Origin of the sequence: Vibrio sonorensis, from assembly GCF_001854765.1 — a bacterium.
Taxonomy (GTDB): domain Bacteria; phylum Pseudomonadota; class Gammaproteobacteria; order Enterobacterales; family Vibrionaceae; genus Vibrio; species Vibrio sonorensis.
This window is the reverse complement of sequence record NZ_LJJE01000096.1, coordinates 1-26,967: the sequence shown is the minus strand read 5'-3', so window position 1 is coordinate 26,967 and position 26,967 is coordinate 1. Positions and strand designations below refer to the sequence as shown.

General features: G+C 45.9%; 19 protein-coding genes and 5 pseudogenes. 14 read left to right on the top strand and 10 right to left on the bottom strand.

Annotation, left to right across the window (positions count from 1 at the left end):
- Positions 1–40 precede the first annotated feature (40 nt).
- The 3 genes and pseudogenes from BLO31_RS18120 to BLO31_RS18110 all read right to left on the bottom strand — a co-directional run bounded on the left by BLO31_RS18120 (position 41) and on the right by BLO31_RS18110 (position 3,270).
- Positions 41–1,566: pseudogene (locus BLO31_RS18120) on the bottom strand (tripartite tricarboxylate transporter permease).
- Between the two features lie 15 nt (positions 1,567–1,581).
- Entirely contained in the window at positions 1,582–2,085 is a 504-nt protein-coding gene (locus tag BLO31_RS18115; protein ID WP_070970063.1) for a tripartite tricarboxylate transporter TctB family protein, read from the bottom strand.
- Between the two features lie 213 nt (positions 2,086–2,298).
- On the bottom strand, positions 2,299–3,270 hold the full coding sequence (locus BLO31_RS18110; protein ID WP_070970059.1) for a tripartite tricarboxylate transporter substrate binding protein: 972 nt from the start codon (positions 3,268–3,270) through the stop codon (positions 2,299–2,301).
- A gap of 332 nt (positions 3,271–3,602) precedes the next feature.
- Between BLO31_RS18110 and BLO31_RS18105 the strand changes: the two genes are divergently transcribed.
- The 3 genes from BLO31_RS18105 (at position 3,603) to BLO31_RS18095 (ending at position 8,236) form a co-directional block, all read left to right on the top strand.
- Positions 3,603–6,749, top strand: coding sequence for an HD domain-containing phosphohydrolase (locus BLO31_RS18105; protein WP_070970056.1), 3,147 nt, complete (start codon positions 3,603–3,605; stop codon positions 6,747–6,749).
- A gap of 64 nt (positions 6,750–6,813) precedes the next feature.
- The gene (locus tag BLO31_RS18100; protein WP_070970052.1) at positions 6,814–7,404 is read left to right on the top strand and encodes a LysE family translocator; all 591 of its coding nucleotides are present in this window, start codon (positions 6,814–6,816) and stop codon (positions 7,402–7,404) included.
- A gap of 13 nt (positions 7,405–7,417) precedes the next feature.
- Positions 7,418–8,236: an AraC family transcriptional regulator gene (locus BLO31_RS18095; RefSeq protein ID WP_070970050.1), complete on the top strand. Its 819-nt coding sequence runs from the start codon at positions 7,418–7,420 to the stop codon at positions 8,234–8,236.
- Between the two features lie 26 nt (positions 8,237–8,262).
- Here the strand turns inward: BLO31_RS18095 and BLO31_RS18090 are convergent, their stop codons facing one another.
- The gene (locus tag BLO31_RS18090) at positions 8,263–9,057 is read right to left on the bottom strand and encodes a hypothetical protein (RefSeq protein WP_070970048.1); all 795 of its coding nucleotides are present in this window, start codon (positions 9,055–9,057) and stop codon (positions 8,263–8,265) included.
- A gap of 231 nt (positions 9,058–9,288) precedes the next feature.
- On the opposite strand from BLO31_RS18090, the gene BLO31_RS18085 reads away from it, so the two are divergent.
- The 10 genes and pseudogenes from BLO31_RS18085 (at position 9,289) to queC (ending at position 21,444) form a co-directional block, all read left to right on the top strand.
- Positions 9,289–9,987: a GntR family transcriptional regulator gene (locus BLO31_RS18085; RefSeq protein WP_070970045.1), complete on the top strand. Its 699-nt coding sequence runs from the start codon at positions 9,289–9,291 to the stop codon at positions 9,985–9,987.
- Between the two features lie 12 nt (positions 9,988–9,999).
- Complete coding sequence (gene prpB, locus BLO31_RS18080; protein ID WP_070970042.1) at positions 10,000–10,893, top strand: methylisocitrate lyase; 894 nt, start codon at positions 10,000–10,002, stop codon at positions 10,891–10,893.
- A gap of 123 nt (positions 10,894–11,016) precedes the next feature.
- Positions 11,017–12,147 (top strand): bifunctional 2-methylcitrate synthase/citrate synthase, encoded by a 1,131-nt coding sequence (prpC, locus tag BLO31_RS18075; protein WP_070970039.1) that lies wholly within the window; start codon positions 11,017–11,019, stop codon positions 12,145–12,147.
- A 63-nt stretch (positions 12,148–12,210) separates the two neighbouring features.
- Positions 12,211–14,816, top strand: a pseudogene (gene acnD, locus BLO31_RS18070) (Fe/S-dependent 2-methylisocitrate dehydratase AcnD).
- Positions 14,813–16,006 (top strand): 2-methylaconitate cis-trans isomerase PrpF, encoded by a 1,194-nt coding sequence (gene prpF / locus BLO31_RS18065; RefSeq protein WP_070970037.1) that lies wholly within the window; start codon positions 14,813–14,815, stop codon positions 16,004–16,006. The pseudogene acnD and the gene prpF overlap by 4 nt, the downstream one beginning before the upstream one ends.
- A 21-nt stretch (positions 16,007–16,027) precedes the next feature.
- On the top strand, positions 16,028–17,908 hold the full coding sequence (locus BLO31_RS18060) for a propionyl-CoA synthetase (protein ID WP_070970034.1): 1,881 nt from the start codon (positions 16,028–16,030) through the stop codon (positions 17,906–17,908).
- A 104-nt stretch (positions 17,909–18,012) separates the two neighbouring features.
- The gene (locus BLO31_RS18055) at positions 18,013–18,495 is read left to right on the top strand and encodes a GNAT family N-acetyltransferase (RefSeq protein ID WP_070970031.1); all 483 of its coding nucleotides are present in this window, start codon (positions 18,013–18,015) and stop codon (positions 18,493–18,495) included.
- 8 nt (positions 18,496–18,503) lie between these two features.
- Positions 18,504–19,922, top strand: coding sequence for a bifunctional NUDIX hydrolase/phosphatase PAP2 family protein (locus BLO31_RS18050; protein WP_070970029.1), 1,419 nt, complete (start codon positions 18,504–18,506; stop codon positions 19,920–19,922).
- Positions 19,923–20,065: 143 nt separating this feature from the next.
- A pseudogene (queE, locus tag BLO31_RS18045) lies at positions 20,066–20,733 on the top strand (7-carboxy-7-deazaguanine synthase QueE).
- Positions 20,734–20,745: 12 nt separating this feature from the next.
- Entirely contained in the window at positions 20,746–21,444 is a 699-nt protein-coding gene (gene queC, locus BLO31_RS18040) for a 7-cyano-7-deazaguanine synthase QueC (protein WP_070970026.1), read from the top strand.
- Here the strand turns inward: queC and BLO31_RS18035 are convergent.
- The 6 genes and pseudogenes from BLO31_RS18035 to BLO31_RS18010 all read right to left on the bottom strand — a co-directional run bounded on the left by BLO31_RS18035 (position 21,401) and on the right by BLO31_RS18010 (position 25,902).
- Positions 21,401–22,078 carry a GGDEF domain-containing protein gene (locus BLO31_RS18035; protein WP_070970023.1) on the bottom strand — a complete coding sequence of 226 codons (678 nt, stop codon included), beginning with the start codon at positions 22,076–22,078 and terminating at the stop codon, positions 21,401–21,403. The genes queC and BLO31_RS18035 overlap by 44 nt on opposite strands.
- 14 nt (positions 22,079–22,092) lie before the next feature.
- Positions 22,093–22,419 carry a hypothetical protein gene (locus BLO31_RS18030; protein WP_070970020.1) on the bottom strand — a complete coding sequence of 109 codons (327 nt, stop codon included), beginning with the start codon at positions 22,417–22,419 and terminating at the stop codon, positions 22,093–22,095.
- A 68-nt stretch (positions 22,420–22,487) separates the two neighbouring features.
- On the bottom strand, positions 22,488–23,156 hold the full coding sequence (locus BLO31_RS18025; RefSeq protein WP_070970017.1) for a tetratricopeptide repeat protein: 669 nt from the start codon (positions 23,154–23,156) through the stop codon (positions 22,488–22,490).
- Positions 23,157–23,508: 352 nt separating this feature from the next.
- On the bottom strand, positions 23,509–23,862 hold the full coding sequence (locus BLO31_RS18020) for a DUF2750 domain-containing protein (RefSeq protein WP_070970014.1): 354 nt from the start codon (positions 23,860–23,862) through the stop codon (positions 23,509–23,511).
- Positions 23,863–23,963: 101 nt separating this feature from the next.
- A complete protein-coding gene (locus tag BLO31_RS18015; protein WP_070970010.1) occupies positions 23,964–24,596 on the bottom strand; it encodes an OmpA family protein in 633 nt (210 codons plus the stop codon).
- 2 nt (positions 24,597–24,598) lie between these two features.
- Positions 24,599–25,902 (bottom strand): annotated as a pseudogene (locus tag BLO31_RS18010) (TolC family outer membrane protein).
- A 398-nt stretch (positions 25,903–26,300) separates the two neighbouring features.
- On the opposite strand from BLO31_RS18010, the pseudogene BLO31_RS23615 reads away from it, so the two are divergent.
- Positions 26,301–26,967: pseudogene (locus tag BLO31_RS23615) on the top strand (hypothetical protein); the annotation flags it as partial.

Sequence of the window (26,967 nt, the reverse complement as noted above, 5' to 3'; positions counted from 1 at the left end):
AAAAAAAAGAGCTCTTAAGAGCTCCTTTGTTGAATCGATCTTACTGTTCGACTTTTTCTGGGTTTGATCTTAATTTGCTCACCACTTTGACCAGTACAGGACTTAGCAATATCAACGCGGCGAGTACTGTAAAGACGAGAGTAATTGGTCGTTCGTATAGGAAGCTGAGTTCACCATCACTAATCATTAGTGCTCGACGTAGGTTTTCTTCCATCAACCCACCGAGGATAAATCCAAGCAGAAGCGGTGCAAGTGGGAAGTTAGCCAGCCGAAGGGCAATTGCAGCCATCGCAATCAACAGCATGATAAACACGTCCATGGTGTTAAATGAGACCAGATATACGCCAGTGATTGAGAAAAACAGAATCATTGGAAGTAGCACGGTTCTGGGCACGGCAAGCAGCTTAGAAATATAGGGTATCAGTGGTAGATTCAAGATCACCAGTACGATATTACCAAAGTACATAGAGATGATTACCGACCAAAATACGTCTGGGTTATCGACAAATAGTCGCGGGCCAGGCTGAATGCCATATGCGATCAAAGCGCCGAGCATAATTGCGGTGGTGCCAGAGCCGGGGATACCCAAAGTGAGTAGTGGCACAAATGAACCACTTGAGGCCGCATTGTTTGCTGATTCAGGAGCGACTAAACCGCGAATACTCCCTTTGCCAAACTCCTCTTTTTTCTCTTTAGGCGCGAGATTTCGTTCCATTCCGTAGCTCAAAAAGGCGGCGATGGTTGCACCAGCGCCCGGTAGCACACCAGTAAAGAAACCGAGAATAGAAGAGCGGATTGAAACGGGAGCCACTTCTTTCACTTCTTCTTTGGTCACTTTCATACTACCAATATCGCTCATTTTCTTCTGCTCTTCGGCACTGGTATCCTTTTCAGGTTTGAGGATGCCCATTAACGTTTCACCAAGAGCAAAGGTAGCCATTGCGAGTAGTAGGAAACTAAAACCGTCCATCAGATCAGTGAGGCCAAAAGTAAATCGCTCTACGCCAACGCCTTTATCGATCCCGACAGTTGAAAGCATCAGCCAAACACCGTCATCATCCACGCTTTTAGTACTTGTCCCTTACCCGCAAAAGCAGCGACGGCAGAGAGGCCAAGTAGCATAAGGGCAAAGTAGTCAGACGATTGGAAGCTCAATGAAACACTAGCCAAAGCTGGAGCGGCGATCAACAGCATAATGGCTGATAGCGTACCACCGGTAAACGATGAATAGGCCGCTAGAGCTAACGCTTTACCCGCCATGCCTTTTTGAGCCATTGGGTAGCCATCGAAAGCGGTGACAACAGTAGACGAACAACCAGGAGCGTTAATCAGGATCGATGAAGTCGAACCGCCGAATACCGCGCCGTAATAAACACCCGCCATCAATATAAGACCGGAAGAGGGTTCCAGCCCGTATGTAATCGGGATCATCAAAGCGATAGCAGAAATTGGTCCAAGTCCCGGTAACATGCCAATAAAAGTACCGACAAAACAGCCAACAATGACCATCATAATGTTCATCGGCATAACTGCGGTCGATAGACCTTGTAAAATTCCATCTAACATAATTACTTCCTTCAGTTATGACGACAAGACGATGTATAAAAGACCTGGTTCAAGGTAGATATCTAAACCTTGAGTCAACAGCAGATAGAACGCGATAACGAACGGAAAAGAGGCACCAAACAGTACGCTTTTTCTTCGTTCTCCCAGCAAATAGAAGCCGGCGAGCAAAAACAGGCTAGTCGCCAGAACAAAGCCAATATAGGTAAGGCCAAACCCGTAAAGCGCCATAAGAACCAAAAAAGAGCCCAGCAGTCGCCAATCAAAATCGCTAGTGACAACCTGTTCATCATCAGGTTTACCCGTGACAAGAAGCATTAATGAGAGTGCGATACCGACAAACGTGAGCAACGTAGGTAGGGTTTTCGCAGTAAAAGGTTCGTATTCGTCACCGGGAAACATAGGGATCAGTGTGGTCTGATATCCGTAGCAGAGACACACGATAAGAAAAATCAGTGCGCCAACTCGGTCGCGACACAAAAGGTTTTTCTTGCTCATAAATTTGGTTGGCAAATCCGACATATCCAACTCCATTTGTGGTTTCAGAAAAGAAAAAAGCCGTGTACTGGGAGCTAATGAAAAATTTCTTATCAGGAGGCCATTAACCCAGTGTAAGTGGATTGCTGCTAGTCAAACCGACTTACTTGCTTATTGCGTATAAACAAAGGAGATATTGAACATATCCAGTACACAGCGAATAAAGGGAGGGCCGGATATCCGGCCCTGATATCGTTATTATTTTAGAAAACCTAGTTCGCGCATCAGGTCACCCATCTGCTTTTCTTGATCTTCTAAGAAGGCGTAGAAGTCTTTGTCAGCTTTGTAGTTGTCAATCCAGCCATTGCGGTCACGAACAACTTGCCATTCGTCGGTGCTGTACATCTTGGTCAACGCTGCATTCCACTCAGCCACTTTCTCTTCGCTAGCACCTGGGGCTGCGAAGAAACCACGCCAGTTAGCGAAAATCGTTTGGTTACCGTATTCCACCAACGTAGGAACGTTTGGTGCGGCATCAAGACGCTTAGGTGCAGTGACGGCAAGGATTTTAACTTGGCCAGACTTAGACATTTCAAGCACTTCGCCTAGACCAGTAGAGAGCAACTGAGTTTCGCCAGAGAGTAGGGCAGCCATTGCTTTACCACCTGCATCATAGGCAATGTAACGAACTTTCTTAGCGTCATAGCCTTCGCCTTTAAACGCAGCCGCTACAACAAGGTGGTCCATGCTGCCGCGCGCAGAGCCACCGGCGATTTTCACTTTACGCGGGTTTTCTTCAAAGGCTTTAACTACGTCTTCCCAAGAGTTGTATGGAGAATCAGGAGACGTCACGATTGCACCGTAATCGGCAATTGTTGCAGCAACTGGAGTTAAGTCACGGAATGACTGTGGGAATACGCCAGTTAGAGAGCGAACGACGATTGGAGTCGAGTTCACCATCAAAGTATCTTCTTGACGGTCTGCTGTTTCGATTAGGTGAGCGATCGCTTTACCGCCACCACCACCAGATAAGTTCTGGAAGGAGACGTTATCTACGATATCGGATTTAACCAATACGTCACCAGTACCACGTGCAGTCATATCCCAGCCGCCACCAGCACCACCAGGGATGAGGAAATGGATTTTTTCCACATCAGCGGCCATGGTGCTGAAAGAGAAAGTTGCGGCAAGAATTGAAGCTGCCAGTGTTGGTTTAAATACCTTAAACATGTTTCACGTTCCTTATGTAGGTAAACCCTAAACTAGGGGGGCTTTATCGTTATAGCTTTATCTGCGGTTACACCCTAGAAAGGGTTGCAGTAAGGCTAAGGTTAAAAAGGTGTTAAATGTTTGTCTCTAATGAGTAGATAAAAACAATATTGGGCATTGTGAGGTTTTTGTTCATAAAGTTCACGTATTGTTGTGTGAGTAAGATCACATTGATAAATTAAGAAACAGGTTGAATACTTATTTGGATAAGTAGATCAAAAGTTTGTTGGCTTATTGACCAAATGGTTAAAAAAGAACAAGCGATTTTTCAGCCCGCGGGGGGGTAATGGAAGATGGACGGTTTGTCAGTTAAGGCTAAAAAGTTTTCAATTCGGTTTACAGTGGGAAGTCTGTTTCTGATCGCCACTACGGTCACTGCTGTGATCGCGATAGCATTACAATATTATTTCGCAAAACAAGCTTCAGAAGAGCAAGTGGTCGCGAAACTCACACTTTCATCAGCAGATGTGAGTGAACACATTCAAAAAATAGAAGTGAGTGCATCGAGCAGTGCTCGAATTTTAAAGGCGGTATCCGTTGCGACTCAGCACCGGTTCTCTGCAAATGAAATCCGCGGGATTCTTACGGAAGTGCTCGCAGATAATCCAATGTTTTACAGTATCTATTACGGCAAGGCCAACGAAGATTTTTATCAGGTGATCAACTTGGAGTCATCGCCTATTGTCAGGGAGAAAATAACCGCAGGGGCAAATGACCGTTGGGTGATTATCGAAATCTTTGGCGACAGAGAGAATCGGCAACAGGTAACGAGTTACTTAACAAAAGATTTTAAGTTGACCAAACAGAAGAAACAGGAGAGCAACTATTATCCTACTCAAAGGCCTTGGTTTGGTGCGGCTACAAGTTCAAAAGTCTATAAAACGGATCCATATCTGTTTAAACACCTGAAGATCACTGGGCAAACCTACTCAATAAAAGGTAAGAATGCCGTTCTCGGTGTCGATATTGTCCTTTCATCGGTAAATTCTAAGCTTTCAGCGAAGTCGCTAGGTTTGACAGGACGCGAGGGAGTGGAGTCTTATCTCTTTAACGCCCATGGTGAAGTTATTGCTTCAAACCAACTGGCGGCGAGTGATATCGCCATTCCGCCATCCCATTCACTCGCATTGACACAAGAAGAGAAACAGTGGCTTGCCAATACGCGACCACTGCTGATTTCTAATCAGATGGACTGGTCGCCCTTTGACTATGCGTCTGCCGGAGAGCCCAAAGGGTATGCGGTGGATATGTTAAAACTAGTATCGACAATGACAGGGTTAGAGCTGGAGTTCGTCAACGGTTTCACATGGCCCGAATTGAGCAGTAAATACAGACTAGGCGATGTGGATCTGATCCATTCGGTGTCCAGTTATTCAACCCTACCGGGAATGACCAGTGTTCCTATGTTCTCAGACCAAATCGCGGTTGCCGTAATAGGGGATAAGCCCCTTCCCACGGCACTGCTCCAGTTAAATCAGAAAAAGATAGGCTTGGTTGAAGGCCAGGGTTTCGAAAAGCTACTCAACCAGCAAGGTGTGAATGCCGATGTAGTCAGGTTTTCTAACTTAGAGTTAGCATTTAAAGCGCTCCATCGCGGAGACATTGAGGTGCTGTTAAATACGCTGCTTCCCTTGCAAAGCGTTGATTCTACAAACGCATTGGGTGATTTGAAAATCGGTTATCTCACTGATCAAACGCCAATGACGTTCCATTTAGCGGCGAAGCAGAAAGACAGTCGTCTAGTAGCAATAATCAACCGAGCCCTTAACAATATTTCATTGGATCAGAGACAGGCGTTAACTCGTAAATGGTTATCTACCAGTGCGTTGAGAGGGAGTTATGTACCCTATAGTGCCATGTTGGATATAGCGCGCATGCCCGAGCTTCATGGCAGTATGGTAAAGCGGTTAGTGGATGGAAAGCCGAGATACTTTTATGTCACCGCGGTAGGTGAGCCCGAAGTAGCAAAAGAGTTTTTAGCAGTGGTGGTGCCGGAAGCACTGGTGACCGACCAAGTGGTGGAACAGCTGTGGAAAGCGCTGGCGATAACCGTGATCGCAATGGTATTACTTCTTCCTTTAGCTTGGCGATTTGGCTCTCCGATAGTGACCCCAATTCTCTCTTTGATTGAGGAGACAAGGAAAATAAAGGCGCGCCAATATGACAAGGTTCGCCTAGTCGATACCAGAATTAAGGAAATTCATCAGTTGTCCGCCTCAATGGTGGACATGGCGCGAGAGATACAAAAACGGGCCCAGTCACAGGAAGAGTTTATCGAAAGCTTTATTCGACTGATTGCCCAAGCCATCGATGATAAATCGCCTTACACCGCAGGACATTGTAACCGAGTCCCCGAACTGGGATTAATGCTGGCTGAAGTGCTTGAAAAGTCCGAAGACGAAAAGTTCAAAGACTTTATGTTTAACAACGATAATGAACGAAGGGAGTTTAGGATTGCTGCTTGGCTTCACGATTGCGGCAAAATAACTACACCGGAACACATTGTCGATAAAGGTACGAAACTAGAAGCCAATTACAACCGCATACACGAAATACGGACTCGATTCGAAGTGTTGTGGCGCGATGCCGAGATCCAATATTTAAAAGGTAGGTTATCGGGGGAAACGGATAAGCAAACAGGGTTGAATGAGTTAGCCCGAGCTAAAGCAAAACTCAAAGAAGAGTTTGAATTTGTGGCCCAAGCGAATGTCGGCAGCGAGTTTATGGACGAGGAACAAGTGGCTCGTATTAAAGCGATAGCGAATCAAACATGGGTTCGACACTTTGATGATCGATTGGGACTATCCCCGCTAGAAGAGATGAATCACATGCGCGGTGAGCAAACCCTACCAGCGGTAGAGCCGCTATTGATCGATAGAGCAGAGCACGTTATTCGCCGCGAGCGTCCGGTTCATTTTGACGAGCAATACGGAATCAAAGTAGACGTACCGGAACATATGTATAACCTTGGTGAAATCTACAATTTGTGTATTCGCAGAGGGACGTTAACTCCAGAAGATAGATACAAGATTAACGAGCATATGATAAGCGGGATTAAGATGTTAGAAGCGCTGCCGTTCCCACCAGAACTCAGTCGAGTCCCTAGGTATGCTTCAACCCACCACGAAACGTTAAAAGGAACGGGCTATCCACGCAAATTGACAGGCGACCAGTTATCGGTGCCCGAAAGGATACTCGTCGTCGCTGATATTTTTGAAGCGCTGACAGCAGCAGATAGACCCTATAAGAAAGCGAAACCGCTGAGCGTAGCCGTCGATATTATGTATAAGATGGCATTGGATCAACACGTAGATAAGGATATCTTCCTTATCTTCCTGCAAAGCGGTACTTACCTCGAATACGCGCGTAAGTTTTTACCAAGGGGACAAATCGATGAAGTCGATATTGAAAAATACTTGCGAGGGGTTAAAGCGGCGTAAAGTGCAATAACGTTCAATACAGTGGCTATCACCATGGATATTCTTGCCAAAAAGGAGAATGTTTATGGAAAGTATTTTTTTTGCGATGGCCATGTTTGCTTTTGTAGGAGCCGTGACCCCTGGCCCTGTTAATATTTTAGCGACCAGTACGGCTGCTCAAAAGGGGCTTAAATCGGCGATGGCACATGTTCTTGGCGCATCTGTTGCGTATGCGTTGGTTGTCCTTATCAGTGGCCTAATGATGGGAGAGCTACTCAAACTGCTACCAAAGCTAGAAGGGTACTTAAAATTGGCGGGTAGTGCGTTTTTGCTCTACTTGGCTTGGAAAATCTTTCGCGCGCCAGCAGAGAAAATTGGCGCTTCAAAGGACAGTTCAGGCTTGTGGTCTGGTTCGTTGGCGCAACTGCTCAACCCTAAAGCTTGGTTAGTGGCTGGCTCAGGGGTTAGCCTTTATGTGATAGGGCAGAGCAATGAAACCATGATGCTTGCTTTCTTTACTTGGATTTCATTAGTTGTATGCTTGGTAGGAATTGGTGTGTGGGCACTGTTGGGACATGCCATGTCTGGGTGGTTGAACAATCAAAAGCGACAGCGGCTGTTTAACTGCGCGATGTCATTAATGCTGGTATTATCAGTCAGTACGATATGGGTGTAGTTAGAGGGGAAAAATGAAAACGGATAAAACCGCAAGTTTTAAACCAAGCGCAATACTGCCTCAAATCGAACTGCGCATTGCTGATAACAGCAGTGCGTGTTATCACGCCCACTCTCACGACGAGTTCTCGTTTGGTCTTATCGATAGTGGCGTTGCTTTTTACTCGAATGGCAACCGGAAGAATCGTATCGCAACAGGGGATTTGGTCACTATCAACCCCGCGGACGTTCATTCGTGCAATCCGGAGAAAGGCAACTGGTCTTATCGAATGCTCTTTGTTGACGCCGTTTGGATGGGAGAAATCCAAAAAGAGGTACTTGGCGATCAAAATTTGGACTACGTAGCGTTTGATAAAGACTATGAAAATAGAGCTGACTATGTGGCTAAGTTTAACCACTTGTTCGATTTGTTGGAAAATGAAAAGGACGTATTGTCAGCGGAAAGCTCACTATTCGGCTTTGTTGAATGTGGTGTTTTTTTAAACTCACAAAGGGACAGTCAACGCAAGGTCCACTCACCAGATCTCACTCCTGTTCGAGAGAAACTCTTAGATCAAATGGATGAAAATCATCAACTGGACGAGCTCGCTAATGAAGTCGGACTCAATCGCTATCAGTTGCTACGCCATTTTAAAAAGCGTTATGGATTGCCGCCTCACGCTTATCTGATGGATGAAAAGATTAAAAAATCCAAGTTACTGCTCAGAGCGGGAAACGACATTTCACAAGTCGCTCATCAGCTAGGTTTTGCCGATCAAGCCCATTTTCAGCGTCACTTTAAAAAGCGCATTGCCGTCACACCTAAGTATTATCAATCCTATTTTGTAGATTAACTATTCATGCTCACACCATTTGAAGTTCAACGGCTATCGACGACAAGCAACTGAGCGTTTTGGTAACTGTAGTCCATCGCCGCGATCTCATTAGTTTGTTTGGCTATATGGTCTTTTGTTGGTAACAGAACGAAGAAAATGAGTGGTTCGTGGTGCATAGGCGACCATACCTGCGCATCGCCGTTTTTGTAGTAGGCCTTGAGATGTATCGTGAGGACGAGTTGTTTTTCGTCGAACTGATTGTTGTCAAATGGGCCTAGTGTATGCACCGCTCCCCAAGTGGAAGTGAGGGGCCTTTCGTTACCGCTTTTTAAGAAGAGGTCTACCTGTAGACCGTGATTTTGGTTTGTGTGACTAACTTCCATACGGTGATCGAACCAGTAGCCATCGATAAAGGGCAGGTAGCCGGGTTCATTATCTACGAGTTTGTGATGAGGAGGGCACAACTGTACGGTATCTCGCGTTTGCTGGCTGGCATAGAGGTGGCAGCTGTATTGAGTCACTAAGTTTTTAATCGCGGAATGGAATCCTGCTTCGCTGAGTACTTGATAGCGAATACTGGTACGGTCTCCAATTTCAGCAAAGATCAAAGGTAGCTTTTGATTGACCCTCTCTTTGTCAGATATCGGTACGGTGCGGCCAGCGACAACGGCGCTGTTGATTACATTAGCCGTTTTGTTTAAGGGAATTTCATCACCGCTGTAATGGGAGTTTGCTAAGGTTGGGTAAGCCATAGGATCCGGATCTGGCTTAATAAAAAGCGAACATCCCATTAGCGAGCAAGCAAAGACGCTAAAAGTACACCACTGAATAACTTTCATCGTTATAACCATCGAATATTTTTATATTTCTAGGTCCAGTGTAGACCCAAACGATTGTTTCTTCACTTAATCCCCTGTAACCGCAGGTTTTTTTTCGATTTCAAGATACTAACGCGCCTATTTTACCAAAATAAGAGCTACTACCTTAGTCTAAATTGTCGACAATTTGCTTGATTGTTGACAATTTGTTCGACTATTTTAACGTTAGATTAACGAATTGTAGACAATGTAATGTCTAAGAGAGTTGTAGTGAAGAGTTTGGTCGCCGAAAGAGAAAATACCAAGTCCGTTACCCTAACCGAAGCTTTGGTAGAAGCCATTGTAGAAGGTGAGCTAACGCCGGGAAGCAAGATATCGGAACCAGAGCTAGCCAAGCGATACAGCGTTAGCCGAGGGCCACTGAGAGAAGCCATCATGCGATTAGAAGGCTTAGGTCTCATTGAGCGGATTCCCCACGTCGGTGCTAGGGTGATTACCTTTTCTCCAGAAAAACTCGTTGAGTTATACGCCGTTAGAGAAGCGCTGGAAGGGATGGCTGCACGGCTGGCTGCAAGAAACATCTCGCAAGAGGAGTTACTTGGATTAGAAGCATTATTGTCAACACATTCTACTCATATCGACAGAGTCGAGGGGGCGTCATATTTTCACCAGCACGGTGATTTTGACTTCCATTACCGCATTATTCAGGCAAGTCGCAACAGCAAGTTGATCAATCTGCTATGTGATGAACTCTATCACTTATTGAGAATGTACCGATATCAATCTCCTCGCGCACAATCTCGACCAAAAGAGGCACTAGAAGAACACAAGTTTATTTTACAAGCGATACGCAATCGCGATGAAGAGCTGGCTGAGATGTTAATGCGCAGGCACATTTCTGGCAGCAGAAAACTGATAGAACAGCAAATTAGCTTAGTTGAGAATGACTAAAAGGAAACTGTCATGAGCATGACTCCGGGAGCGAAGTTTCGACTCGCTGTAGAACAAAATGATCCGCTGCAAATTGTCGGCACAATCAATCCATATTGCGCCATGATGGCGAAGAATGTCGGGCACCAAGCAATTTACTTGTCAGGTGGCGGCATTGCTAACGCTTCGTATGGCTTACCGGATCTTGGCATTACTACGTTAAATGACGTACTGGTTGATGTAGAGAGAATCACCAACGCCTGTGATTTACCGTTATTGGTTGATATTGATACTGGTTTTGGTGGCGCTTTTAACATTGCCCGAACGATTAAAGCGATGGAAAAAGCGGGGGCTGGCGCCGTTCATATGGAAGACCAAGTGGCTCAGAAGCGATGTGGTCACCGTCCTAATAAAGCCATTGTTTCAAAACAAGAGATGGTAGATAGAGTAAAAGCCGCGGTAGATGCGCGAACGGATGACAGCTTCGTGATTATGGCTCGGACCGACGCGCTTGCGGTAGAGGGTATGGACAAAGCGATAGAGCGCGCCATTGCATGTGTCGAAGCAGGCGCAGATATGATTTTCCCAGAGGCGATGAACGAGTTGCAACAGTACAAACAGTTCTCTAGTGCGTTAAAGCAAGCCACGGGTAAACCGATTCCCATTCTCGCCAATATCACTGAATTTGGTCAAACACCACTTTACAGCGGTCAACAGCTCTCTGAAGTAAACGTCGATATGGTGCTTTACCCCCTTAGTGCTTTTCGAGCAATGAACAAAGCGGCAGAGACGGTGTATCAGCACCTTTTGACAGTGGGAAATCAAGAGGCGCTACTAGGTCAAATGCAGAGCCGGAAAGAGCTCTATCAACATTTGAACTATCACGAATACGAAGACAAGCTGGACAAACTGTTTTCAGAGTCGTAACGCAAAAACAGTACCCATAGCGGGGAGCCTGAAGAAAACCATTATCCATAAACAAACGTGAAACTGAACCAGTAAAAAAATGCTACGCAGAGAGCAATAAGCTGTTTCGAAAAGGAGTTCATTATGCCTACTAAAGAGTTAGGTGGCGCAGGACTTAGAGGTCAAAGCGCTGGAAGCACATCATTATGCACTGTCGGAAAATCAGGAACAGGACTAACCTATCGCGGTTACGACATCACTGACTTGGCTAACCACGCTCAGTTTGAAGAAGTGGCTCATCTTTTGTTACGCGGTCACTTGCCAACGCAAAGTGAATTGGATGACTACAAAACAAAGTTGGTCAGTTTACGCGGCTTACCTGAAAGTCTTAAAAACGCGCTTGAGCTATTGCCCGCAACTGCACATCCGATGGATGTTATGAGAACGGGGTGCTCAGTACTTGGAAATCTCGAGCAAGAGCTTGACTTCTCTACGCAACAACCCGCTACCGAGCGAATGTTAGCGCTGTTTCCAGCCATAATCTGTTACTGGTACAGATTCAGTCATGACGGGGTGCGTATTGATACTGAAGATCGAAGTCAGGACTGTATTGGCGGCTATTTCCTTAAAATGTTGACCGACAAAGAACCAAGTGACCTCCACAAACAAGTGATGCACTGCTCATTGATCTTGTATGCGGAGCATGAGTTTAACGCTTCTACTTTTGCTGCACGCGTGTGTGCATCGACACTTTCAGATATTCATTCATGTGTAACAGCGGCTATTGGCACACTTCGAGGACCGCTTCACGGTGGCGCAAATGAAGCGGCAATGGAGATGATCCAAAACTGGAAAACCCCAGATGAAGCAGAAGCAAATATACTGAAAATGCTTAAAAACAGAGACAAGATAATGGGGTTTGGACACGCCATTTATCGAGAAAGTGACCCTAGAAATGCGTTGATAAAAAAATGGTCTAAATCGCTTTCAGAGCATGTGGGCGATACCCATCTTTATGCGGTTTCTGAACGGGTAGAAGCGGTTATGAAGCGAGAAAAGGGTCTGTTCTGTAACGCAGATTTTTTCCATGCTTCGGCGTATCACTTTATGGATATTCCTACCAAACTATTTACCCCCATTTTCGTGATGAGTCGATTAACCGGGTGGGCCGCACATGTCTACGAGCAACGTGAAAACAACCGAATCATACGACCAAGTGCAGATTACCAAGGGCCAGAAGCACAAGCTTGGTTACCGATAGATAAACGAGGTTAATAGCGTTGGATATTGCCCTCAGTTACCAGTACTGGCAACTGAGGGGGTAAGAGGAAGTAGACCATGAGCAGTCAGAATGTTAATAAAGAATATCGAAAGCCCCTCAGCGGCACATCGGCTGAGTTCTACGATGCGCGTCAGGCAGTTAACGATATTTCCCCCGGTAGCTATGAAAAGTTGCCGTACACCTCCCGTGTTCTTGCTGAGCAGTTAGTCAGGCGTTGCGAGCCTTCTTCACTGCGGCAGTCCTTATTACAACTGATAGACCGAAAAAGAGAACACGATTTTCCTTGGTATCCAGCGCGAGTGGTATGTCACGATATCTTAGGTCAGACCGCTTTGGTTGATTTGGCTGGCCTAAGAGATGCCATTGCACAACAAGGCGGAGACCCAGCCAAAGTCAATCCAGTGGTAGAGACCCAATTGATAGTCGATCATTCACTCGCAGTAGAACACGCGGGGTTTGAAGTGAATGCGTTTGACAAGAACCGCGCGATTGAAGAGCGGAGAAACGAAGACAGGTTTCACTTTATCGAGTGGTGTAAAACCGCATTTGAAAATGTCAGTGTGATCCCAGCGGGCAATGGCATTATGCACCAGATTAATTTGGAGAAAATGTCTCCCGTTGTTCAATTGAAAGAAGGCGTGGCGTTTCCAGATACCTGCGTTGGAACCGACAGTCATACCCCACATGTCGATGCGCTAGGCGTTATCGCAATAGGAGTCGGTGGATTAGAAGCAGAAACCGTGATGTTAGGCCGACCTTCAATGATGCGCCTGCCAGATATCGTGGGTGTCAAGCTAACAGGAGAACGTCAGCCGGGGATCACTGCCACCGATATTGTATTGGCGATTACGGAGTTTTTAAGAAACGCAAAGGTAGTCTCAAGTTATTTAGAATTTTTTGGCGAAGGGGCAAGAGACCTGACTATTGGCGATCGCGCTACCATCTCTAATATGACACCGGAATATGGTGCAACAGCAGGTATGTTCTACATTGATGAGCAAACCATAGACTACTTGAAGTTGACCGGCAGGGACAAACAGCAGGTTGAACTAGTAGAGCGATACGCGAAAACGACTGGGTTATGGGCAGACGACCTCATCGATGCCAAATACGAAAGGGTATTAGAGTTTGATTTGAGTAGTGTTGGTCGCAATATGGCTGGCCCATCAAATCCTCACCGTCGATTGCCGACAACAGAACTGGCAGACAGGGGCATATCTAAACCGTGGGAGCAAAAACAGGGCGAACTGCCAGATGGGGCGGTCATTATTGCGGCCATCACCTCTTGCACCAACACCAGCAACCCTCGCAATGTTGTGGCGGCGGGACTGGTGGCAAAGAAAGCCAATGAACTTGGACTCAAACGTCGACCTTGGGTAAAGAGCTCTTTTGCTCCCGGTTCAAAAGTAGCCAAACTTTACCTTGAAGAAGCAGGCCTATTGCCGGAGCTAGAGAAGCTGGGCTTTGGTATTGTTGCTTATGCCTGTACGACTTGTAATGGGATGAGTGGTGCACTGGATCCCAAAATCCAGCAAGAGATAGTCGAACGGGACGTGTATACCACGGCGGTGTTGTCGGGGAATCGAAACTTTGACGGTCGAATCCACCCATACGCGAAACAAGCTTTCCTCGCCTCACCGCCACTTGTTGTTGCCTATGCCATAGCGGGGACGATGAGGTTTGATATTGAAAATGACGCTTTGGGTTATCGCAAAAACGGTCAGCCAATATACCTCAACGACCTTTGGCCAAGTGATGACGAAATCGATGCAGTGGTTAATAAGCACGTTAAGCCAGAGCAGTTCAATCAAATCTATATCAAGATGTTCACTCTTGATGACGACGAAAAGGCAGAGAGCCCTTTGTATGATTGGCGACCGCAGAGTACCTATATTCGTCGACCTCCATATTGGGAGGGAGCACTTGCAGGAGAGCGAAAGCTGTCCTCAATGAGGCCGCTAGCGGTTTTGGGTGACAACATAACCACGGACCACCTTTCACCCTCTAATGCAATCTTGGCGTCAAGTGCAGCAGGGGAATACTTAGCGAAGATGGGGTTACCCGAAGAGGATTTTAACTCCTATGCCACCCACCGAGGGGACCACTTAACGGCACAAAGGGCAACCTTTGCAAATCCCAAGTTGTTTAACGAAATGGTCAAAGAAAAAGGTGAAGTTAAGCAAGGCTCTTATACGCGTATCGAGCCAGAGGGAAAAGTCACACGAATGTGGGAAGCCATTGAAACTTATATGGCGCGCAAGCAGCCACTCATCATAATTGCCGGCGCCGATTATGGCCAAGGTTCATCGCGCGACTGGGCTGCAAAAGGGGTAAGGCTAGCGGGTGTCGAAGCGATAGTTGCAGAAGGGTTTGAACGAATTCACCGCACCAACCTGGTTGGTATGGGTGTATTACCGCTTCAGTTCCCACAGGGTGTCACGCGAAAAACCTTAGCTTTAGACGGCAGTGAAGAGTATGACGTGGCGGGCGTTATCAGCCAGGAGCAGAGCTTGCCTTGGTAATAACGCGTCGTACGGGTGAGAAGTTCGATGTGCCAGTGACCTGTCGCTTAGACACGGAAGATGAAGTGTCGGTTTATAAAGCGGGTGGTGTACTTCAACGGTTTGCCAAGGATTTTTTGGCTCAGGAGGGAGCGGTATGAGCATAGATTTAACTAAAGCTTTTCAGCTTAAAGTACCCGCCACTTATATGAGAGGTGGCACAAGTAAAGGTGTGTTTTTTAGCCTGAACGACCTTCCCAAAGAGGCTCAAGTTGCTGGAAAGGCAAGGGATGAGCTACTACTACGCGTGATAGGTAGTCCGGACCCATATGGCAAGCAAATTGACGGATTAGGCGGCGGTACGTCTAGTAATAGTAAGACTGTGATTGTATCCAAAAGTGAGCGACCGGATCACGACGTAGACTATTTGTTTGGGCAAGTAGCGATAGACAAGGCTTTTGTCGATTGGAGTGGTAACTGTGGCAACCTCTCATCAGCCGTTGGACCGTTTGCGGTGCACAAAGGCTTGATCGACCCTGAAAAAGTCCCAACAAATGGCATTGCTACTGTCAAAGTTTGGCAGAAAAACATAGGGAAAACCATTCATGTTCACGTGCCGATAAGAGATGGTCAGGTTCAAGAACTGGGTGATTTTTATTTGGATGGTGTCGCTTTCCCCGCAGCTGAAATCGAAGTGGATTTTGTTGACCCCGCAGATGGGGAAGGAGCGATGTTCCCAACGGGAAACTTAATTGATGACCTGACAGTTGAAGGGGTAGGCACGTTTAACGCTACCATGATAAACGCAGGGATCCCGACAATATTTATCGATTCCAACGCGCTTGGTTTAACAGGTACCGAATTGCAAGACGATATTAATGGCGATGCGGGTTTGTTGGCCAAGTTTGAGGCTATTCGCGCAGAAGGCGCGTTAAAAATGGGGCTCATTTCCAATCGCGAAGATGCAGTAAAAAGGCAACACACGCCAAAGATCGCGTTTGTAAGCAAACCTAAATCTTATCAATCCTCTAGCGGCAGTCGTGTGGAATCAGAACAGATAGATGTGTTAGTTCGAGCGCTTTCCATGGGCAAACTGCACCATGCCATGATGGGCACTGCTGCCGTGGCAATAGCGTGTGCTGCGAGTGTTCCAGACACACTAGTTAATATTGCTGCTGGTGGAGGAAGCAAAGTCAGTGTGGTCTTTGGTCATCCGTCAGGGATGTTAAAAGTCGGAGCCGAAGCGAAGCAAACAACCAAGGGCTGGGTAGTAAAAAAAGCGACCATGAGTCGAAGCGCCCGAATGTTAATGGAAGGGAGTGTCACCATTCCGCCATTAAAAAAACAATAGCGACATACTGGAGGAAGCAATATGTCTGCATACGAGCAAGAATACTATCGGGCAATGACGAACCCAGAAGTTTTTTGGGCAGAACAGGCGAGTAAGTTAGATTGGTTTCAAGTCCCTAAAACCATCTTGAGCAAAGATGAAAACGACATAGAACGGTGGTTCGCAGATGGTTTAATGAATACTTCATGGATGGCACTCGACTATCATTGTGAGCAAGGGCGAGGAGCGCGCACGGCCATCTTGTACGACTCCCCTGTTACGGGAAATAAAACGTCCATTAGCTATCAAGAATTAAGAGACCGAGTTGCAAAAACGGCGGGAATGCTAGCCGCACAAGGTGTGGTGAAAGGGGATCGCGTTGTCATCTATATGCCAATGATCCCAGAAGCGGCGATCGCAATGTTAGCGTGTGCAAGGTTAGGTGCTATCCATTCCGTGGTGTTTGGTGGCTTTGCGCCCAATGAACTGGCAGTAAGAATAGAAGACGCCGAACCAAAGGTTTTAATGACAGCCTCTTGCGGCATTGAAATAAACAAAGTGATTCCCTATAAGCCGCTGGTTGATAGAGCAGTGATGGATAGCCGTTGGAAACCAGAAACCGTGCTGGTATATCAACGACCAGAATGTCCAGCAGAGCTCTCCAATGAGAGAGACAAGGACTGGATCCAAGCTTATCAACAAGCTTTGCCTCATGGGTGTGTACCCGTACTAGCCACTGATCCTCTCTACATTCTCTACACCTCCGGCACAACGGGTAAGCCGAAAGGTGTGGTACGGGATAATGGCGGACATGCCGTAGCGATGAAGTATTCAATGAGTGCGATCTACAATATGCCACAAGATGGTGTGTATTGGGCTGCGTCTGATGTCGGCTGGGTGGTAGGGCACTCTTACATTGTTTATGCGCCGCTCATCCATGGTTGTACGACAGTTCTTTATGAAGGAAAACCCGTGCGCACGCCAGATCCGGGTGCGTTTTGGCGAGTCTGCGCTGAGTACAAAGTCGAAGTGCTCTTTTCGGCGCCTACGGCATTTAGGGCGATTAAGAAAGAAGACCCAAATGGGGCACTCATTAGTCAATATGACCTAAGTCACCTGCATACTATTTTTATGGCAGGAGAAAGGCTGGACCCTCCTACCTTGGAGTGGGTAGAAAGCAAAACACATAAGCCAGTTGTCGATCATTGGTGGCAGACGGAAACCGGGTGGGCGATTGCTGGTAATCCTATTGGAGTTGAAGCTATGCCAGTTAAAGCGGGTTCGGCTACTAAGGCGATTCCCGGCTATCAAGTCGAGATCCTCAACGAGTTGGGCGAGCCTGTCGCAGCTAACCAGCAAGGATTTGTCGTACTGAAACGGCCATTACCACCTAGTTGTCTGCCGACGGTTTGGCGCAATCACGACAGGTTTGAGAGTGGTTATCTGAGTCAGTTTGATGGTTATTATGTTTCAGGGGATGGTGGGTATCTGGATGAAGACGGCTACCTGTTTATTATGGGACGAATTGATGATGTGATAAACGTCGCGGGGCACCGTCTATCAACCGGTGAAATGGAAGAGATTGTGGGAGGGCACCCTGCCATTGCCGAATGCGCGGTGGTTGGCGTTCACGATGAGTTAAAAGGCCAATTACCACTGGGATTTGTAGTGCTCAAAGATGGCGTGAAAGTCGACGACCTAGAACTTGAAGGTGAACTGGTAGGAAAGGTACGCGAGGAAATTGGTGCAGTGGCTTGTTTTAAACACGCTTTGGTGGTCGAGCGATTGCCCAAGACCCGTTCGGGTAAAATTTTACGTCGAACTATTCGTCAAATAGCCGATGGTGAGCAGTACGCAGTACCATCGACGATTGATGATCCGACAAGCTTGCAAGAAATTGAGAAAGTACTGAACAAGTCTTGATCTTTAAACTTAGCAATAGAAGCCTCAGTTTTGAGGCTTTTTTCATTGAATCTTTGCAAGAATATGGTCAGACTGTTGCTTTATTCGCGACACAAAAATAACTCATGGACAGTGTTAATCTAAGGGCAGCCAATGATAAAGATTTGGAAGCTTTAAATCAGTTAATGTTTGAACTGCACGACGAACATCATTGTGCGTGTCCACAGTATTTTAAGACAGCCGAAGATATTGAACTTGAAAAAAGTATCGCTCGATATCTGAATGATCCTCAGTGCTTGGTATGGGTTGCTATCTCTCAAAATGAGATTGTTGGCTTTATTACTGGACACTTTTGTGAACTGATTTCAACGGTGAGTAAGCCTGTTCAGATGGGTAGTGTCGACGAACTTTATGTCATACCCCCTATGAGAAAACGCGGCATAGCTAAAGCGCTATACCAGAAACTGGAGCAAAGCTTTTTTGAAAACGGCGCTCAAGAGATTTTTGTAGAAGTGTGGCACTTTAACCAAAGCGCCAAAGATTTTTATGCTCAGACAGGGTTTGTGGAGCATATACATTGGCTTAGAAAGCGATTAAGCGGTAGTTAACAAAATTCATGCAGTTTCTCTCTTCTTTTATTTCACTTTTCCTATTGTCTCTTTCGGTGTCAGGTGTTGCTAGCGCAAGCATAGATGAACATGACTACCAAGGGGTCGCATGTGTTATCCGATCAGGCGATAAAGTCGTAATGGTCAACGAGATATTGACTAAGAAAATATCATTGCCCGGCGGCTATATAGGCAGCTCGGAAACACTAGAGCAAGCAGCACAACGCGAGACATGGGAAGAAACAGGACTGGTTGTCACCGTCAAACGCCTTTTGGGCAAGGTGAAGAATACAGCCTATTTCGACTGCGTTTCCGACTCAGATATTATCGCCTACGAATTTAATAATCGATTTGATGGCAATGAGCTACCTATTTGGTTTGCACCTCATTATGGGGTAGAGGTTTCCTCCGCCATGTTGGTTTCACCCCATTCAATAGAGGCTTCCTATTATCGATTTCCAAACTACCTCGATGCGCTTAAAACAATTGCTTCTCAAGCGACTGACCAGCCGACGTTTTTCGTCAGCAACTTGATTGAGGAAGCCCCAAGTCACAATCAGGTGGAACTCGGTTGGCTAGTGAACTGGCAGGCCGAAATTGCTTCTTTACAAGGCTTTTTGGGTAGCGCCGTATCGACGTTGTTAATGTTGGGTAACTTACTTGCAGAGCCATTATTACTCACCCTTTTATTCCCTTTGGTTTACTGGCGGTTTGGTAAATCGTTTACCTATGTGATCTTCTTTACTGTTGCAACCACATCTCTCCTCGCACTCGTTGCTCAGCAAGGGTTTGCCATGCCAAGACCTCATGTCTATATTCCGTCTCTTGAGTTGGCAAACTCTTATGGTTACAGCTTTCCAAGCGTTGCAATATCTGTATGGTTTAGTGTTTTTGTAATGGTCGCAGCCCAGCAAAAAGTATTGACCAGTGGAAAACACCTATTTGGGTTTGCACTACTGATGCTGTGGCTTATTGCTGCTAAGTTCTATTCTGGCAGTTCATTTATCGTTGATATGCTGGTTGGTGCACTGTTGGGCAGCTTAGCCGCTTGGCATATGATGAGGTTGCGAAGCAAACCAGACGTCGACTTAGTCCAGTTGTTATGCTCCAAAGGTGTGTGGATCGCGCTGAGCATCGTGACTATCGCCATTTCAGTCATCTGGCTACAACCGGTATTTGGAAAGTGGCTCGCAGTCGTTCTCACCGCTTCTGTTCTTGTTGCCAGTAAAGGTGACATTGACGAGAGTTTGTCTGCGGGTAAGTTGGCGCTGGTTGTTCTCGCAATGATACTGGTAAACTTGTTGGTGAGCGTGACCGCCTTGTACTTGAGCGAAAGTAGTTTGTACAGTTTGATTGTCGAAACCATAAGATACCCCTTATTGATGTTGCTGTTCATCTTCTCGATACGCTCGGCAGCGAGCAAATAGAAATGCATCATGCAAACCCTGCCAATCGCAGGGTTTGCTGCTTTTGCTTCTGGCCTTTTGCAAAGCGCAGATTTAGTTGACCTTGTGTTAGGCTTCAATTATGGTCTCGTTCCTATTTTTATATCAGCAATGTGGTGAGTGAGTTGTACAAACTAAATGAGATGTTTGAAACCATTCAAGGTGAAGGTGTCTTTACTGGCGTTCCAGCGGTGTTTGTCCGTCTGCAAATTTGTCCAGTAGGGTGCTCTTGGTGTGATACCAAGCAAACATGGGAAGCGTTAGAAGAAGATGAAACGTCTGTGGGTGATATCTTGGTAAAAACCTCGGATACGCCAACTTGGGCTTCTGTCGACGCCGATGATTTAGTCGCTTGGTATAAAAAACAAAATTACACCGCTAAACACATTGTGATTACAGGCGGAGAGCCTTGCATTTATGACTTGGTTCCTCTGACACAAGCTTTTGAAAATATTGGCTGCCAATGTCAAATTGAAACCAGTGCACTTCTTTGGTAAAGGCGACGAAAAATACTTGGGTGACAGTGTCACCAAAGGTGGCGATGAAAGGCAAGCTACCAGTTTTGGACAGCGCGTTGCAAAGAGCTAACGAAATTAAGCACCCAGTTGGAACAGAAAAAGACATCGCTCAGCTCGATGTATTGTTAGAGCGAGCGAAAGTACCTTCTAGTACTACAGTGGCGTTGCAGCCAATCAGTCAGAAAAGTCGTGCAACTCAGCTGTGTATTGATACTTGTATTGCACGCAACTGGCGCCTTTCGGTACAAACTCATAAATATTTAAGTATTGCTTAAAGGAAAAAACTCATGAATAAAGCGGTAGTAGTTTTTAGTGGTGGTCAAGACTCGACGACCTGTCTTGTGAAAGCACTAAAAGAGTTTGATGAGGTACACGCAATTACTTTTGACTATGGCCAACGACATCGACTGGAGATCGAAGTCGCTGAGTCTCTTGCCAAAGACTTGGGTGTAAAAGCTCACAAAGTGATGGATGTTACTTTGTTAAACGAATTGGCTATCAGTTCTCTAACCCGAGATGACATTCCTGTCTCACACGAACTGCAAGAAAATGGTCTTCCAAACTCCTTTGTTCCAGGGCGCAATATTCTCTTTCTCACCTTGGCTGGCATATACGCTTATCAAATTGGAGCAAACACGGTTATCACGGGTGTGTGTGAAACGGATTTTTCTGGCTACCCAGACTGCCGCGATGAGTTTGTGAAATCGATGAATGATGCGTTGGTAAAAGGCATGGATAAAACGTTGCACATTCAGACGCCGTTAATGTGGCTAAACAAAGCAGAAACCTGGGCGCTGGCGGACCAAATTGGCGCTTTAGAACTCGTTCGCAAACACACGCTCACGTGTTATAACGGCATCATTGGCGATGGTTGTGGTGATTGTCCATCTTGTGATTTACGCAAAGCTGGTTTAGACGATTATCTCAACAATCAAACTACCGTTATGGCTGAGTTGACGCGTAAGCAGTCGGGTCAAGATATATAGGCTCGTTGTATGCATCTATAATGCAGTTCTTTCCGTTCTCTTTGGCTTGATACAGGGCTTGATCGAGGATAGAGTAGAGCGCGTCAAAATCATGCAAGCTACTTGGCGTCGATAGATAAGACATACTTGCGGTGATTTTTAGCGAAACCCCGCTTTCAGAGGTAAACCGAGTGTCTGCGATACGATTGTGAATGGCTTTTACTCGGTCAAAAATATCTAACTCTTCGCACTCTTTGAGTAACACAATAAACTCTTCGCCACCCAAACGGCCAATCCTATCTCTACTCTTAAGTAGCGTTTTAACACTTTTGGAAATCTCGATAAGTGCACGGTCGCCTGTAGGGTGGCCATATTCGTCGTTGATGGATTTGAAATCGTCTAAATCGAATAAGAGTAATACGTTTCGACTGTTTTCATCTTCGCATTCCGGTGTCGATTTGACTTTGCGAATGCAGCTAGCTCGACTTAAGGTGTTGGTCAGCACATCGTGTTTCGCCAGTCGGTGTTCTCTTAGCCTTAACCCGTTGAGTAACACCGCTATGCCTATCGATATAGCAAAGAAGAGAAAATAGAGCTTGTTGGTCTGTTTTAATGTTTCGTTTTCCGATTCTATACGTTGATACTTGCCAACCAATTCATTGTGCTTACTCAGTAGCCGAAGCTCCTCTCTGGCAGAATCAAAGGCCAAAAAGCGTGGTGGTGATTGTTGTCTCGAATCTTTAGCTCAAAGTCTGCGTATTGTCGAAAAAGTTGGTGTGCTTTTTTATAGTCATGTTCTAGCTCGGCAATGTCAGCTAAAGATCTCAAAGAGATGGCATGTAAGTGGGCGTTATTGTGCTCTTCGGCCAATGCTAGGGCTCTTTTAGCGTAGTCATTGGCTAAGGTGTAGTTGTCATTGACAAGACTCGCTTGAGCCAGTGCTAAATAACTCTCTCCTTGGAGTGCAGTGTGTTCTTGTCCTACCGCGACAGTCAAAGCCTGTTTGAGCAGCTCTGCGCCCCGCTGGGGGTCACCACTTGCGGTATGGGCTTTACCTAACCCGATTAGGCATATGTCAGGCCATAGTGATGGTTGAACTCCACCGTGATCTCTCGTGTCGCTTCAAAGTGTCTTAGCGCAGCAGGGTAATTGTTATCTTCGAGAAGCACCTCTCCCAAACTGTGATGCACTTGAGCGAGGAGCAATGGTGAACTGCGCTTACTTCTTAAATTTATCGCGGTATAGAGGTAGTCTTTTGCCGTCTCGATTCTTCCTAGCCTTAGTAACAATAGTCCTGCGTCGTTGTATATACCGGAAGGATCTTGGTAGGGAGGAAAAGACGCGAGTAGGGCTTGGTAAGTGGTTAACGCTGCTTGATAGTCACCAATCATTTCTTGATTGTTGGCCACGACTCGTAGCGCTTTATATCTTGGTATTACCGCGTCTTCTAAATCTTGTATATGGGTCGCTAATGCATTGCAGTATACCAATGCTTGATAGTATTGCCCCTGACGATTTAGGGACCGACACAGGTGATACTCGTAGATGACCTTCTTATCGATGTCTTGCGGTTTAGCGGCGTTGGCTAGCAGAGTTTTGTATGTCGTTGTTGCAGAATCATAGTCGAGCGCCTCTTCATCGTTAAGTGCACCAATAAAGGCTTGTTCTTCATAGGTGTAATCGTCATCGAAAAGAAGCTTATTGCCGTAGAAAGGTTGTCCGTTGAGTAGCATTAAGCCATGTATGAGAGAACTGATATAGAGTTTGTCGCACTCGGTGAAAGGGAAGCGTACCTCTGCTCTAATAGGCTAAGGGCTCTTTGTTCGCTGACGGTAATTGCCGTGGCATAACTTTCGTCGAAACGCTGTCTCTCACCAGCCTGTAGACAGAAAGGTAAGCATAGTAGCAACAGGGAATACACCCACCGAAAAGGGTTCACAATATCGACTTCCTATCATTCAACTTTAAGCATTGTATGCATAGCCTTTAATGCGCACAACATATTGAAGAGCGGAGCAAAAGGATTGTGATTTAAGTCGCTATAAAGAGAAACGCTCCCAGTTGGGAGCGCTTTTAAACATGAGCTTAATCTAAGTACATCTTCGCGAGGTCTGAAGGTTCAACTTCTTTTCCTTCTAACCCTGCATTCCAGTTAGTACCGATAAGGACACCATCTTCACTCAGGGTGATTAGCCAATCTTCAACAAAGATATCTAATGGGATTTCAAGAACTTCAAAGTCTGCCCACTCTTCAACATTGTGTGTTAGAGCATCTTCTTTACTTGACCAAAACGGCATCACTTCACTTTCTTCAAACTCAGTCGAGTCACAAGAAAGCCAGCCTTCTTCGTTTTTTAGTCCCCAAACCAACTGGTTTGTCTTGGTTTCGTTTACAAAAAGTTCCAGATTAGCCTGAATGTCAGCGGTTAATTTGCTCATGGCAATAGTCTCATAAATTAATTCGAGGCTAGGGTATCACTTACGCTGGGCGAATACACCAATAAAAGAACCCGTTGACGTCAACTATAGCCGTTGAGGGCTTATTTGGGTTTAGTAGTAAAAATATCCCACTCTCTAACGACACTGCCTTGATAACCAACAACAGTGGCTACGACTTTTCGTTTTAACGTATCAGCGATAGCGTGGTTTTTAACATCGGAAACCTCTTTGTTCAATATCGCTGTATCGGAATCGGCATAACCGATGATCTTAACGCGACTAAAAGGTGTTCCATAGGTCGATAAGGCTTGCCTTACTGCCTCTGCTCGCTGTTTTGACAGTTCGATATTGTAACTGCCGTCTTCACTTCTTATTGCGTAACCTTTTAACGTTACGGCTGTCGATGGGTATTCATCGAGAAACTGAGACAACTGCCGAATTTGAGCCAAAAAGACGGGTTTTACCTTACTGGAACCTTCACCAAATAAGACCTGCATTTTGATTTCTTCTTCGCTGTAGACGAAAGTGCCGCATCCATCATTGTCGATTTCTGCTTGTAGCGGTGTCTCTGGGCATAAATCACGCGCGTTAATAACACCGTCTCTATCGTCATCCTGCAAATCGTACTGCTGATTAGGTAAAGGGGTTTCTATGTCCTGGTAACTGTCTTCGGCAAACGCTGACATTGGCGAAAAAGATAGTGCTATTGATAGTATAAGAACTCGTTTTCTCATGATTAATAATCTACTGGCTGATTCCATTCATTCGGCGTTTGTACGCGTAGGGCTTTTAGTAGATCGCCTGTTGCGTTCATTACGCGATATTTTGCGTATTGCTCATCGTATTTAGCGTCAAGATACCCTTTGCGAGCTTCAAATAGTTCATTTTCAGTATTGAGAAGATCTAAAAGAGTTCGCTTACCTAACTTGTACTGTTTTTCATACGCTATAACGGTCTGAGACGCAGAGTCGACGTGATCCGCCAAAAACTCTTTTTGCTGTAGGGTGAGATCTAACGCACTCCAAGAGAGCCTTAATCCTTCCTCTACAGTGCGATAGGTTCGGTCGCGAAAGTCTTTCGCTTTGTTTAGCTGATAGGCTGCGCTTTCACTGCGATCAGAATCTGAACCGCCGTTGTAAAGGTTATAACGCAAACGAATCATAGCAGTAAACTCATCGGTACTTCCCTCAACTCCGCCAGCATCGTCTCTCCACGTTTGTGCCGCCTCAAGTGAGATAGTTGGGAAGTTAACGCCTTTGGTTTGCTGGTACTGAAAACGAGCAGAATCCACATCGGCCTGCGATATTAAAATCACAGGGTGATCTTTAAACGCTTTATTCAATGCGTCGTCTAAAGTGAAAGGAATTGCGGTTTCATCTGCTCGCGGGTAAACAAGGCCCTGTGGAGAACGTCCCACGACTCGTTGATATTGAGTGTGGACGTCAAAAAGGTTGTTCTGGGCCGCAAGCAAATTACCGTGTGCTTTAGCTAAGCGGCTTCCACCTGAGTTTTGTCCGCCGTAGAACCAATACCCGACTCAACTCGTCGTTTAATATCTTTATAGATATCTTTGTGAACCGCTAGGTTACTTTCAGACAGTGATAGTACTTCGTAGGCCTTGGTCGCATCCAAATAGATCTTTGTTACTTGCAATGCGATGTCCTGAGCTTCTGAAATAAGCTGTAATCGAACCGATTCAGCGTCTGCAGAAGTTCGGTCCATATCATTTAATGTCGCGTTACCGTCCCAAAGTAATTGAGTGAGTGTCAAGGTTGCCTCTTTACGAGTGAGGTCAGTATTTGGCCCCACTGCAGGATTAATAGATTCAAGACCATAGCCAGCGTCTAAATCTAGAGACGGTAGATAAGCTCCCCCGGAAGCTTCAGCATCATAAACCTTACTCTTGTACTCATTAAAAGCAGCTTTAATTTCAGGGTTGTTGGAGATTGTATAAGCGACAGCTTGCTCCAGTGTTTGGCTGTGCACTGGTAGGCTTACTGCGATTAATAGGCCAAGAGTTTTTGCTCTTATCCAATTCAAAGTATCTCTCCTAAGAATGTTAATAGTATTTGGCTAAATGTTTTTCTTATATCGCCAGTGTCAATAAAATAACAGTTTGCTGTAAAGTTTACTAATGTTGAAACGCAAAGACATCTAGTTTTGTGACGCCTTGGTTAAAAGCTACTCGTCAATGCTCAACCTTTGAACTATTCAACGGTGACAAACGTAAACTTTGGATACAAATGTGATACTTATTCCATCTGAAAGGTGTGAGTCGGAACACTTCTTTTCAAGAAAATGTTACTGCGATGCAAAGTTTCTCTTTGAGTGGTGAGGGGGAAATGTTAATTTATAATACGGGTGAATGTATAACTCTGCCAAAAAAATGACAATGTAGTAAATGGTAGAGAGTGGATTAATTTAAAGAGGCGTTTCATATGGGATTAGGTATTCTGCTGTCAACGGGAACTCTGGCGTTTGGTCAAGCTATCGTTATTGATGTACACGGTAACATTAGACCTTATATAGAGGGGGAACCACTTTTCCCGGGAGAGGTAGTACTCAGACCGGATGGCACGCGAGTCATAGTCCAAATATTAGACGACGAGACAGAATTACTCACCAACGTCACCGATGATGTTGAAGACATCATAGCAGCAATCGAGGCTGGTGGTGATCCACTGGCCTTTGATGATTCAACCGCACCTGCAGCAGGTAGTGCAACCGCTACCTCTTCTAGCCCAACAGGCGCATTCACCATTGAACGAAGTGGTGACGAAAGACTTGCCCGCACCCGATATGAAACAGCCGCCGATTTTGAACCTTTAGGTTTTTCCCGAAACCAAAGCCTCACACTGGTTGACCAATACCAAAATGCATTCCGCCAAGCCAACTCATTAGATGTCAGTAGTTCAGATACCGGTGCTGGTTCCAGCGATGGAACTGGTGGTACTGGTTCTGGCGGATCTGGGTCCGGTGATTCAGATAACGGCAGCGGCAGTAACAATAGCGGCAATAACGGCGGCGATGGTGGAAACAATGGCGGCAATAACGGCGGCGACGGTGGAAACAACGGCGGCGATAACGGCAGCGACGATGGAAACA